General features: G+C 63.6%; 10 protein-coding genes. 7 read left to right on the top strand and 3 right to left on the bottom strand.

Translation table 11 applies throughout. From position 1 onward, the window contains the following. Positions 1-104 precede the first annotated feature (104 nt). The 4 genes from secA to ACNFHO_RS24760 all read left to right on the top strand — a co-directional run bounded on the left by secA (position 105) and on the right by ACNFHO_RS24760 (position 5,899). Entirely contained in the window at positions 105-2,840 is a 2,736-nt protein-coding gene (gene secA, locus ACNFHO_RS24775) for a preprotein translocase subunit SecA (protein WP_063546006.1), read from the top strand. A gap of 161 nt (positions 2,841-3,001) precedes the next feature. Next, positions 3,002-4,219, top strand: coding sequence for a bifunctional glutamate N-acetyltransferase/amino-acid acetyltransferase ArgJ (argJ, locus tag ACNFHO_RS24770; RefSeq protein WP_416767688.1), 1,218 nt, complete (start codon positions 3,002-3,004; stop codon positions 4,217-4,219). A 106-nt stretch (positions 4,220-4,325) separates the two neighbouring features. Further along, complete coding sequence (locus tag ACNFHO_RS24765) at positions 4,326-4,958, top strand: glutathione S-transferase family protein (RefSeq protein WP_065864187.1); 633 nt, start codon at positions 4,326-4,328, stop codon at positions 4,956-4,958. After that, positions 4,955-5,899 carry a Nudix family hydrolase gene (locus ACNFHO_RS24760; RefSeq protein ID WP_054894019.1) on the top strand — a complete coding sequence of 315 codons (945 nt, stop codon included), beginning with the start codon at positions 4,955-4,957 and terminating at the stop codon, positions 5,897-5,899. Before ACNFHO_RS24765 ends, ACNFHO_RS24760 begins: the two co-directional genes overlap by 4 nt. 35 nt (positions 5,900-5,934) lie before the next feature. Here ACNFHO_RS24760 and ACNFHO_RS24755 read toward each other — a convergent pair whose 3' ends face one another. From ACNFHO_RS24755 to ACNFHO_RS24745, 3 genes are read right to left on the bottom strand one after another with little or no spacing between them, the layout of a single operon-like run. Continuing rightward, complete coding sequence (locus ACNFHO_RS24755; RefSeq protein WP_063546002.1) at positions 5,935-6,501, bottom strand: cob(I)yrinic acid a,c-diamide adenosyltransferase; 567 nt, start codon at positions 6,499-6,501, stop codon at positions 5,935-5,937. A 1-nt stretch (position 6,502) separates the two neighbouring features. Continuing rightward, positions 6,503-8,533, bottom strand: a complete 2,031-nt coding sequence (locus ACNFHO_RS24750) for an ATP-binding protein (RefSeq protein ID WP_054894021.1) — start codon at positions 8,531-8,533, stop codon at positions 6,503-6,505. Between the two features lie 36 nt (positions 8,534-8,569). Then, a complete protein-coding gene (locus ACNFHO_RS24745) occupies positions 8,570-9,487 on the bottom strand; it encodes a putative 2-dehydropantoate 2-reductase (protein WP_063546001.1) in 918 nt (305 codons plus the stop codon). A gap of 101 nt (positions 9,488-9,588) precedes the next feature. Between ACNFHO_RS24745 and ACNFHO_RS24740 the strand changes: the two genes are divergently transcribed. The 3 genes from ACNFHO_RS24740 (at position 9,589) to ACNFHO_RS24730 (ending at position 12,400) form a co-directional block, all read left to right on the top strand. Next, a complete protein-coding gene (locus ACNFHO_RS24740; RefSeq protein ID WP_054894023.1) occupies positions 9,589-10,074 on the top strand; it encodes a YajQ family cyclic di-GMP-binding protein in 486 nt (161 codons plus the stop codon). 113 nt (positions 10,075-10,187) lie between these two features. Then, complete coding sequence (locus ACNFHO_RS24735; protein WP_054894024.1) at positions 10,188-11,030, top strand: mechanosensitive ion channel family protein; 843 nt, start codon at positions 10,188-10,190, stop codon at positions 11,028-11,030. A 125-nt stretch (positions 11,031-11,155) separates the two neighbouring features. Next, positions 11,156-12,400: an MFS transporter gene (locus tag ACNFHO_RS24730; RefSeq protein WP_416767687.1), complete on the top strand. Its 1,245-nt coding sequence runs from the start codon at positions 11,156-11,158 to the stop codon at positions 12,398-12,400. Positions 12,401-12,404 lie beyond the last annotated feature (4 nt).

Below are 12,404 nucleotides of genomic sequence, written 5' to 3'. Positions count from 1 at the left end.
CACCAACGTTTCCGGGTAGAATGCTCGTTCGCATGCGGCCCAAGGGCTGCACGGGCGACTCACGGGGCCGCCCTCCATCCCTAAGTGTGGAAGATCCTGCCAATATGTTTGCGCCTTTGTTAAAAAAACTTTTTGGAAGCAAGAACGAGCGTGAAATCAAGCGCATGCTCAAGACGGTCAGCACCGTCAATGCCTTCGAAGAGAAGATGGTGGCCCTCTCCGACGAGCAACTGCGTGGCAAGACCGCAGAGTTCAAAGAGCGCCTGGCCAAAGGCGAAACCCTCGACCAGTTGTTGCCGGAAGCCTTCGCCGTGGCCCGTGAGGCCGGCAAGCGTGTCATGGGCATGCGCCACTTCGATGTCCAGCTGATCGGTGGCATGACCCTGCACGAGGGCATGATCGCAGAAATGCGTACCGGTGAAGGCAAGACCTTGGTCGGTACCCTGGCGGTCTACCTGAATGCGCTGTCCGGCAAGGGCGTGCATGTGGTCACGGTCAACGACTACCTGGCTCGCCGTGACGCCAACTGGATGCGTCCGCTGTATGAATTCCTCGGCCTAAAGGTGGGCATCGTCTCGGCCTTCCAGCCGCCGGAAGAAAAGCGCGCCGCCTATGCTGCCGACATCACCTACGGCACCAACAACGAATTCGGTTTCGACTACCTGCGCGACAACATGGCGTTCAGCCAGGACGAGAAGTTCCAGCGTGAGCTGAACTTCGCCGTGATCGACGAAGTCGACTCCATCCTCATCGACGAAGCGCGTACCCCGCTGATCATCTCCGGTCAGGCCGAAGACAGCTCCAAGCTGTACATCGAGATCAACCGCCTGATCCCGCGCCTGAAGCAGCACATCGAAGAAGTCGAAGGCCAGGTGACTCAAGAGGGTCACTTCACCATCGACGAGAAGAGCCGCCAGGTCGAGCTCAACGAGGCCGGTCACCAGTTCATCGAGGAGATGCTCACCCAGTCTGGCCTGCTGGCCGAAGGCGAGAGCCTCTACTCGGCCCACAACCTGGGCCTGCTCACCCATGTCTACGCGGGCCTGCGTGCGCACAAGCTGTTCCACCGCAACGTCGAGTACATCGTCCAGGACGGCCAGATCCTGCTGATCGATGAACACACCGGCCGTACCATGCCGGGCCGCCGCCTGTCCGAAGGCCTGCACCAGGCCATCGAGGCGAAGGAAAACCTGAACATCCAGGCAGAGAGCCAGACCCTGGCTTCGACCACCTTCCAGAACTACTTCCGTCTCTACACCAAGCTGTCCGGCATGACCGGTACTGCCGACACCGAAGCGTTCGAGTTCGCCCAGATCTACAACCTCAACGTGATGGTCATTCCGCCGAACAAGCCGCTGGCACGGAAGGACTTCAACGACCTGGTCTACCTCACCGCCGACGAGAAGTACGCGGCGATCATCGCCGACATCAAGGAAAGCATGGCCAAGGGCCGTCCTGTCCTGGTGGGTACCGCGACCATCGAGACCTCCGAGCACATGTCCAACCTTCTGCAGAAGGAAGGCATCGACCACAAGGTCCTGAACGCCAAGTACCACGAGAAGGAAGCCGAGATCATCGCCCAGGCCGGTGCGCCGGGCGCCCTGACCATCGCCACCAACATGGCCGGTCGTGGTACCGACATCCTGCTGGGCGGTAACTGGGAAGCCGAAGTCGCTGCTCTGGAGAATCCGACCAGCGAGCAGATCGCGCAGATCAAGGCCGACTGGCAGAAGCGCCACCAGCAGGTGCTGGAAGCCGGTGGCCTGCACGTGATCGCCTCCGAGCGTCACGAGTCGCGTCGTATCGACAACCAGCTGCGTGGCCGTGCCGGCCGTCAGGGCGATGCCGGTTCGAGCCGCTTCTACCTGTCGCTGGAAGACAGCCTGATGCGTATCTTCGCCTCCGACCGGGTGAAGAACTTCATGAAGGCGCTGGGCATGCAGTCCGGCGAAGCCATCGAGCACCGCATGGTCACCAACGCCATCGAAAAAGCGCAGCGCAAGGTCGAAGGTCGCAACTTCGACATCCGCAAGCAGCTGCTCGAATACGACGACGTGGCCAACGAGCAGCGCAAGGTGATCTACCACATGCGCAACAGCCTGCTGGCTGCCGAGAACATCGGCGACACCATCGCCGAGTTCCGCAAGGAAGTGCTCGACGCCACCATCAGCCAGCACATTCCGCCGCAGTCGCTGCCCGAGCAGTGGGACGTGGCGGGCCTTGAGGCCGCGCTGTCCAGCGACTTCGCCATGAAGCTGCCGATCCAGCAGTGGCTCGACGAGGACGATCACCTCTACGAGGAGACCCTGCGCGAGAAGCTGCTGAACGAGATCACCACCGCCTACACCGAGAAGGAAGACCAGGCCGGCATCGACGCCCTGCGCACCTTCGAGAAGCAGATTCTGCTGCGCGTGGTGGACGACCTGTGGAAAGACCACCTATCGACCATGGATCACCTGCGTCACGGTATCCACCTGCGCGGCTACGCCCAGAAGAACCCGAAGCAGGAGTACAAGCGCGAGTCGTTCACCCTGTTCCAGGAGCTGCTCGAGTCGATCAAGCGCGACACCATCCGTGTGCTCTCGCACGTCCAGGTTCGCCGCGAAGACCCTGCCGAAGAAGAAGCCCGCCTGCGCCGCGAGGCCGAGGCACTGGCCAGCCGCATGCAGTTCCAGCACGCTGCAGCCCCAGGTCTGGAAGGCGAGCAACTGAGCGAGGAGGGCGCCGAAGTGGCTGTAGCCTCTGCGCCCGTTCGCAACGAACAGAAGCTGGGCCGCAACGAGCCGTGCTGGTGTGGTTCGGGCAAGAAGTTCAAGCATTGCCATGGTCAGATCGAGTGATTCGATCCGTCACCTGACATCTAGGGCCGCTTGGCGGCCCATCGCGGCACAAGGCCGCTCCCACAGGCATCGCACAGAACCTGTAGGAGCGGCCTTCTGCCGCGATGGGGCGCAAAGCGGCCCTGCTTTTCGCAACTCATTCATTTTCTAGGAGCGCTCCAATGGCTGTCGGTCTCGGTCCCCTGCCTACCCTGCACCCGGTTCCCGGTTTCGAACTCGGCATCGCTTCGGCGGGCATCAAGCGCCCTGGGCGCAAGGACGTGGTGGTGATGCGCTGCGCCGAAGGCTCCAGCGTTGCCGGCGTGTTCACCCTCAACGCCTTCTGCGCCGCTCCCGTGATCCTCTCCAAGCAGCGCGTGCAGGGCACTGTGCGCTACCTGCTGACCAACACCGGTAACGCCAACGCCGGTACCGGTGCGCCGGGCCTGGCCGCCGCCGAGCGCACCTGCGCCAAGCTGGCCGAGATGACCGGCGTGCCTGCCGAGTCCGTGCTGCCATTCTCCACCGGGGTGATCGGCGAGCCGCTGCCGGTCGAGAAGATCGAAGGCGCGCTGCAGGCTGCGCTGGACAACCTTTCGGAAAACAACTGGGCCGAAGCCGCTACTGGCATCATGACCACCGACACCCTGCCCAAGGGTGCCAGCCGTCAGTTCCAGCACGACGGCGTCACCGTCACGGTCACCGGGATCAGCAAAGGTGCAGGCATGATCCGCCCGAACATGGCCACCATGCTCGGCTACATCGCCACCGACGCCAAGGTCGCCCCGGCTGTGCTCAAGGACCTGATGCTCGACGGTGCCAACAAGTCGTTCAACCGCATCACCATCGATGGCGACACCTCGACCAATGATTGCTGCATGCTGATCGCCACCGGCAAGGCCAACCTGCCGGAGGTGACCGAGGCGAGTGGCGCGCTGTTCGAAGCGCTGAAGAAGGCCGTGTTCGACGTGTGCATGGAAGTGGCCCAGGCCATCGTCCGTGATGGCGAAGGTGCGACCAAGTTCGTGACCGTGCAGGTCAATGGCGGGGGGAATCATCAGGAGTGCCTGGATGTCGGCTATGCCGTCGCTCATTCGCCGCTGATCAAGACTGCACTGTTCGCCTCCGACCCCAACTGGGGCCGCATTCTGGCTGCCGTCGGCCGCGCAGGCGTGCCGGAACTGGACGTCAGCCTGATCGATGTGTACCTGGACAGCGTGTGCATCGCCAGCAAGGGCGGTCGCAGCCCGAGCTACACCGAAGAGCAAGGTTCGGCGGTGATGGCCCAGGAAGAGATCACCATTCGTATCGAACTGGGTCGCGGCCAGTGCAGCGAAACCATCTGGACCACTGATCTGTCCCACGAGTACGTGAAGATCAACGCCGAATACCGTACCTGATCCACCCAAGGCCGCTGCCACAGGCTCGAAGGGGACCTGTGGAGCGGCCTTGTGTCGCGATGGGCTGCGCAGCAGCCCTGAATCCAAAGAGCAATGGAGCCGAACCATGAGCTATCACCTGATCATCGGCGACAAGCTGTATTCTTCCTGGTCGCTGCGCGGCGCCCTGGCCCTTGAGCTGGCAGGCGTCGGTTATGACGAGACACTGATCAAGCTCAACCAGCCTGATACCCGCAAGCGCATTCTCGAATTCTCGGCCACCGGCAAGGTGCCGCTGCTCAAGACCGAGCACGGCGTGATCGCCGACTCCTTGGCCATCGCCGAATACCTCAACGAACAGCACCCCGAGGCGCAACTCTGGCCGGTTGATGTCGCTGCGCGTGCCCAGGCGCGCTCGGCGTGTGCGCAGATGCACAGTGGTTTCTTTGCCTTGCGCGGTGCGATGCCGTTCGATCTGTCGCGCGATCAGGCGTTGGATAGCGTGCCGCTCGAAGTGCAGGTCGATATCGACCGCATCGTCGCCTTGTGGGGCGAGTGCCGCCTGATGGCCAAGGACGGCGGCCCGTTCCTGTTCGGACGGCCCACGCTGGCCGATGCCTTCTTCGCCCCGGTGGCGGTGCGTTTGCGTACCTACCGTGTGCAAGTGCCCGCGCAGGCTGCGGCGTACATCGAAACGATCTACAACTGGCAGGCCTTCCAGGCCTGGCAGAAGGCGGGCTTGATGGAGTGTAACGGGTGAAACGGATCCATGTAGTTGCAGCCGTCATTCGCGGTGTCGACGGGCGCATCCTCATCGCGCGCCGCGCCGATACTCAGCACCAGGGCGGTCTGTGGGAATTTCCCGGCGGCAAGGTGGAAGAGGGCGAGGGCGTCGAGGCCGCACTGGCCCGTGAGCTGCACGAGGAGCTGGGTATCGTCGTCAGCGCCTCTCGGCCGCTGATCAAGGTCAGCCATGACTACCCGGACAAGCAGGTGCTGCTGGACGTGCGCGAGGTGTCGGCTTTCACCGGCGAGCCCCATGGCGCCGAGGGCCAGCCATTGGCGTGGGTTGCTCCGCGAGACCTGGACCAGTATGCATTTCCCGAGGCCAATAAACCCATCGTGGCGGCCACGCGCCTGCCGGACCAGTACCTGATCACCCCGGATGGGCTCGATACCCCGGCGTTGCTGCGCGGTATCCAGAAGGCAGTGGCCTCCGGCATCAGGTTGATCCAGTTGCGCGCGCCAGACATGTACGACCCCAAGTACCGCGATGTGGCGGTGGATGCGGTCGGGCTCTGTGCAGGCAAGGCTCTGCTGATGCTCAAGGGACCACTGGAGTGGCTGGGGGACTTCCCGTCTGCAGGTTGGCACCTGACGGCGGCGCAATTGCGCAAGTACGCTGCCAAGGGGCGACCGTTCCCGCAGAATCGCTGGCTGGCGGCGTCCTGCCATAGCGCCGAGGAGCTCGAGCTGGCACGGCAGATGGGAGTGGACTTTGTCACTCTGTCGCCAGTACAGCCTACCCAGACCCACCCCGAGGCCACGCCGATTGGTTGGGAGGAGGCGCAGCGCTTGATTGCAGGCTTCAACCAGCCAGTGTTTCTGCTGGGCGGGGTCGGGCCGGGTGAGCGTGAGCGGGCCCGCGAGGCGGGTGCTCAAGGTGTTGCCGGGATTCGGGCGTTCTGGCCTCAAGCCTGAGTCGCAGCCGGGGCCGCTTTGCGGCCCCGATGGTCTCAGCCTTGCGGCTTCTCGGCAGGCTGCCACAGCACCTCGGCCACTCCCTGGCGTCGGCCGATGATCCGCGCTGCGACAAACAGCAGGTCCGACAACCGGTTGATATAGGCCAACCCCACCCCCTCAAGCGGCTCGACGGCATTCAACTGCTGGCAGCGCCGCTCCGCCCCCCGCGCCTGGGCGCGACACACATGGGCCTGGGCCACCAGCGCCGAGCCGCTGGGCAGAATGAAGTTCTTCAATGGCCCCAGCTCCTCGTTCCACCTATCGATGACCGCTTCCAGGCGCTGCACTTCGGCCTGGTCCAGCGCCTGGTAACTGGGCATCGCCAGTTCGCCGCCGAGGTCGAACAGACGATGCTGACAAGGCGCCAACACCTCGCTCAGCTCATCCAGGCCTTGTTCGGCCAGCCCGGCGAGCAGCACACCCAGCTGGCTGTTGAGCATGTCCACCTCGCCGATGGCCTCGATGCGCGGATGGTCCTTGGGGACGCGGCGACCGTCGCCAAGGCCGGTCTCGCCCTTGTCGCCGGTGCGGGTGTAGATCTTCGACAGGCGATAGCCCATGTCATGCCTCCGTCTTGGCCGGGGGCATGGCCCCCAGCTGGCTCAAGGGCAGGCGCAGGGTGAAGCAGGTGCCTTGGCCTGGGGTGGAGTGCACCTCCATCTGCCCTTTGTGGTTGTTGGTGATGATGAAGTACGAGACCGAAAGGCCCAGGCCGGTGCCCTGGCCGATCTCCTTGGTGGTGAAGAACGGCTCGAAGGTGCGCTTGCGCACCGACTCGGGCATGCCGATGCCGTTATCTTCCACCTGGATTTCGGCCCATGGCGGGTTGAGGCGGGTGCGCAGGGTGATGCGCCCCGGTTCGCTGGGCGCCGGGCGCTGATGGATGGCCTGGGCGGCGTTCTTCAGCAGGTTGAGCAGCACTTGTTCCAGTTCGTTGGCGGTGCAGGGCACGGGGCCGAGCTCGGGGTCGAACTGACGGACGATGGCCTGTCCCTTGAAGTCGAAGCCCTCCGTCAGGTCGAAGTCGTTGCCGGCGATCTCCACCGCCTGGTCGATCAAGGCGGGCAGGTTGCAAGGCGCCAGTTGGCGGTTGCTGCGGCGGCTGAAGCTGAGCATGTGGGTGACGATCTTCGCGGCCCGCGCGCCGGCCTGCTGGATGCCGTCGAGCAATTGCGGCACTTCGCGGCCCTCCAGGTAGCGGTTGATGCTGGCCAGGTCGATGCCCAGCTCGTCGGCCTGCTCCTGATTGCGCGGCAGTTCCGGCGACAGGCGTCGACGAATGTTCTGCACGTTGTGCAGGATCGCGCCCAGCGGGTTGTTGATCTCGTGGGCCATGCCTGCGGCCAGGCCGCCGACCGAGAGCATCTTTTCCGATTGCACCATCATTTCTTCCAGCGACAGGCGCTGTGTGATGTCGTCGATGCGGATCACCACCCCACGCCCGCCGCCGCCGGTCAGCGGATAGAACGTGAGCGCGTAGTGGCGTGGCTCGTCGTCCTTGGGCCAGGTGACCCGCTCGACCTTCGCTACCCGGTGTTTTTCCACCGTCTCCTTGAGCTGTGGCAGGAATGGCTTGAGTGGCTCGAAAGCGATGAAGATCGGCTGGTTCAGCGCCTCGTCCAGCGGCGTCCCGGAAAGCGCGGTGGCTTCCTGGTTCCATTGCGTGACGTAGAGCTGCTCGTCGAGGGCGATCAGTGCCGAAGGCATGGAGTCGATGATGCTGTTCAGGTAGTTCTGGAAGCCTGTCAGCTTTTTCTCGATCTTGCTGCGCACCTGAACTTCCAGTTCCAGCTTGCGGTTGGTGTGGCGGGTTTCCTCGGCCAGGCCCTGGGCCTGGTCGAAAGCCGACTGGAATTCGTCGCGGGCACGCTTGAGCTGGTCTTCGCGCGCTTCGATACGCGACAGCATGGTGTTGAACGCTTCGGCAAGGCTGCCGATTTCGTCGTCGTTGCCCCGTTGCGCACGCAGGGCGTAGCTCTCCTCGCGGGTCACCTGGCGCGAGAGCTCCTCAAGGCTGTTGATCGGCTGGGTGATCAGGCGCTTGATCTGCCGGGCGATGATCAGCCACAGCAGAATGCTGAACACCAGGATCGCCAGGCTGGCAGACAGGGTGCCGGTATAGAACGCAACCGGCAATTCGCTGCTGGCCACCAGCAGCAGGTGCGCGGGCGGGCTGCCTGGACGGGGCAGGGCGATCAGCTGGGTGCTGCGAAACTCGGTGAGGCGCCAGCCGTCGATGTTGCGGTAGCGCTTGGGCATGCTCAGTGGCTGGCCATGTTGCAGTTGGGCCAGCAGGCGCCCGTCGCTGGCATACACGGCGGCGGCGCGCAGGGGTGAATAGCTGTCGAGCTCCTTGAGCAAGGCGCTGGCGGCTTCTGGGCTGTCGCTGGCGCGCGCGGAAAGCTGTGGATTGGCGACCAACCGGCCGATGGTCTGTAGCGCCTGGGGAGCCATGCTTTCCTGGGTGATCCAGTAGGCGGCGCTGATGAAGGCCAGGTTGGCCACCAGCAGGATGGTGACCAGCAGCACCAGCAGGGCGGCCAGCAGTTTTTGCCCGACCGGGAGGTTTTCCAGGCGTTGGCGCAGGGTCATGGGCGAGGTGATGTCCGTGTCGGTGGGTGGGCAGCGTCAGTCGCTGGGCAGGTTGCGTGCCTGCAGGTTATCGACCAGGCGTTGGCGCAGGTGTTCCAGGCCAGGTGTCGCCAGGCCATGCCGGGCGGCAACGTTGCAGGCATGGCCAAGCAGGTAGTGCAGCTCGGTACGTCGGCCTGCGCGCACGTCCTGGTACATCGAAGAGTAGTTGGCCGCGGTCGCCACGATCACCCGCTGGACGTCTTCGGCCAGGTTTTCGGCCGCTTGCGCTTGCCCGGCACTGCGCAGGAGGGTGCTCAGTTCCAGGCACAGTTCGTCGACTTCAGGCAGGTGACCAAGCAGCCCGCCATTCTGGCAGTCGTAAAGCACCGTCAGCGGGTTGATCGCGCAATTGAGTGCAAGCTTGCGCCACAGGCGGGTGAGTATGTCCAGCGACCACTCGGCCGGGATGCCGGCCTCGCTCAGATCGTCGAACCATTCGGGGGCGCCAGGGTTGCCCGGATCGCCCAGCCAATTGAAGCCCTGGCCAGCGAACCGCACCTGCCAGTCGCGCTCGCGGAACGCACCTTCGGTGCTGGAGGCGAAGATACAGCGGGCGTGGGGAGCCTGCTCGGCCACTTCATCCTGGCTGCCGAGGCCGTTCTGCAGCAGGACCAGCTCAGCACCTTCGGCCAGCCGCGGCGCCAGGCGCGCGACGGCAGGCGCGGCGTCGTAGGCCTTGCACGCCAGCAGCAGGCGGTGGATAGGGCCTTCGCCCTCGCAGGTCTGTGCCGGAATGGCGAATTGTGTTGTCTGGTGCTGTTCGATCAGGGTCAGGCCGCCTTCGGCTTCATAAGCTGCCAGGCGCTGTTCGTCGCGCAGCACCAGGCGCACGGCCTTGCCCGCCCGTGCCAGGCGGCAGGCCCAGAGGCTGCCGAGGCTGCCGGCGCCGAGAATATGCCAGGTGCTGCTCATCTGCGTTTCGCAACCCGTTATAATGAGCCCGCATTTTAACCATCAAACCCGACGCGCTCCATCTTCAAGCCGAGCGCGCTTTTATTTTATGGAGAACAACCATGCCTTCGTTCGACGTGGTATCGGAACTGGACAAGCACGAAGTGCAGAACGCGGTCGAAAACGCCATCAAGGAGCTCGATCGCCGCTACGACCTCAAGGGCAAGGGCAGCTTCGAGTTCAAGGACAAGGAGCAGACCGTGATGCTCACTGCCGAAGCCGAATTCCAGCTCGAGGCGATGATCGAAATCCTGCGCCTGGCGCTGGTCAAGCGCAAGATCGACGTCAAGTGCCTGGAAACCAAGGATCCCTATGCTTCCGGCAAGGAAATGAAACAGGAAGCCAAGTTCCGCGAGGGCATCGACAAGGAGCTGGCGAAGAAGATCGTCGCCCACATCAAGGATGCCAAGCTCAAGGTCCAGGCCGCCATCCAGGGCGAGCAGGTACGGGTCACCGGCAAGAAGCGCGACGACCTGCAGGAAGCCATCGCTGCCCTGCGCGCCAAGGAATTCGACATGCCGCTGCAGTTCAACAACTTCCGCGACTGATTCTGCGGGGCAGGAACCTTGATGGCACACCAATGTCCATCGCTTCCTGCGACCGCTGAATGTCCGGCGGTCTGCTTTACTGTGCACGTGTCGTTCGACATCAGGAGATGAACATGGATTTGAACGCTGAAGTCGATCAACTGGTACGCCAGTCCGAGACTTGGATTCCCTTGATCATGGCGTACGGCAGTCGTTTGTTGCTGGCGCTGCTGACCCTGGCGATCGGCTGGTGGATCACCAACAAGATCAGTGATCGATTGGCCAGGCTCGTCGGCCTGCGGGTAGCTGACCCGGCGTTGCAGGGTTTCATCCGCACGCTGTCCAACATCGTGCTCAAGGTGATGCTGGCGATCAGCGTGGCGTCGATGATCGGCATCGAAACCACCTCGTTCGTCGCTGCCATGGGTGGTGCCGTGCTGGCCATCGGCCTGGCCTTGCAGGGCAGCCTGGCAAACTTTGCCGGTGGCGTGCTGATCCTGCTGTTCCGCCCGTTCCGCATCGGCGACTGGATCGAGGCCCAGGGTGTGAGCGGGACCGTCGACAGCATCCAGATCTTCCACACCGTGCTGCGTAGCGGTGATAACAAGACGGTCATTCTGCCTAACGGCACCTTGTCCAACGGCATCATCGTCAACACCAACCGCCAGCCGACGCGCAAGGTCGTGTTCGACGTGGGTGTGGACTACGAGGCCGACCTGCAGAAGGCGCGCAACGTGCTGCTGGAGCTGGCGCAGGACCCTCGGGTGCTGCCCGACCCAGCGCCTCAGGCGGTGGTTGCCACGCTTGGTGACAGTTCGATCACCGTGTCGCTGCGCCTGTGGACCAAGACTGCCGACTATTGGGACGTGATGTTCATGCTCAATGAGCAGGCGCGGGATCGCCTGAAGGCCGAGGGGATCGACATTCCCTTCCCGCAGCGGGTGATTCGCGTGGTGCAGGAGACTGCCGCGCAGTAACCCACGCTGTACAACGGGGCCCCTGTAGGGGCCCTTGTTTTTTGCGCCTTACACTTGTTCACAGCCAAAGCCGGTGATTTCTGGCATATAGCCTGACCCCTTCTGTCTGCACCCGAAACGCCATCATGAAACCATTGTTGTATATCACTCCTCTGCGGGCCCTGTTGTTCGGCCTGACCCTTGCCCTGTTCGAACTGCTGACCTACCTGGCCAGCGATGCCGTCATGCCTGCCATGCCGGTGGTGGTCGACGATCTCAAGGCCAGCCCTGAATTCATTCCCCACGCCCTGAACCTCTACCTGCTTGGCGGCGTAGTACTGCAGTGGCTGATCGGCCCGCTGGCCGACCGCTATGGCCGCCGTCCACTGCTGCTGACCGGCTGCGCCTTCTTTGGTGCGGCATGCCTTGCGACCTTCTGGGTGCACGATATCGGCCTGTTCAATCTGCTGCGCCTGCTGCAGGGCATTGGCCTGGGCTTCGTGGTGACGGTGAGCTATCCGGCGCTCAACGAGGCGTTCAGCGAGGCTGACGCGGTGCGGATGATGGCGCTGCTGGCCAACATTGCGCTGCTCTCGCCGTTGCTCGGGCCGCTGGTGGGGACGTTGATGCTGCAGTGGCTCGACTGGCGCTGGCTGTTCGTCGCCTTCGCGGTGGGCGCGGTGCTGTGCTGGGGGCTGCTGTATCGCCTGATGCCTGAAACGCTCGGGGTCGAGCGCCGTGATGGCTCGCGCCTGGCCTTCACACCCATCCACCTGTTGCCCTTGCTGGCCGGTTACGCGCAGTTGCTGGGCAACCGTCGTTTTGTGGCTGGCAGCGCGGCATTGGGTTTGGTGGGCTTGCCGCTGATCGGCTGGATCGGCCTGTCGCCGGTCCTGCTGATTCATGACGAGGGGCTGAGCACCCTGGAATACGCGCTGTGGCAGTTACCGGTGTTTGGTGGACTGATCCTCGGCAACCTCATCATCAATCGTATTGCGGATCGTTATCCGCTGCCTGCGCTGGTGCGCGGTGCCCTGTGGCCGTACCTGGCCGGGTTGTGCCTGATGGTGCTGGCGACCTGGTTGTGGCCGACGGTGACCAGTGTGGTCGCAGGCATGTCGCTCTATGCACTGGGGTTGGGTGTGGCCAACGCGGTGCTGTACCGCATGACGCTGTTCTCCAGCGAGCAGAGCAAGGGGCTGGTGTCGGCGATGCTGGGGATGATCACCATCGCCTTGCTGGGGCTGGGGGGCGCGGTGTTGGCGATACTGGGTGCAGGGGCGAGCTTGTTGCACTTTGCCTTGGGTGCAGGGATTGCCGGGGCGCTGGCGCTGTGGCCGTTGTGGTTCGTGGTGGGCGGTCGGCCTGGGGAAGGGGCTGTCGTTCAGTAGGCTT

Origin of the sequence: Pseudomonas sp. NY15374, from assembly GCF_048068255.1 — a bacterium.
Taxonomy (GTDB): domain Bacteria; phylum Pseudomonadota; class Gammaproteobacteria; order Pseudomonadales; family Pseudomonadaceae; genus Aquipseudomonas; species Aquipseudomonas machongensis.
This window is presented reverse-complemented; position numbering and strand designations above follow the sequence as displayed.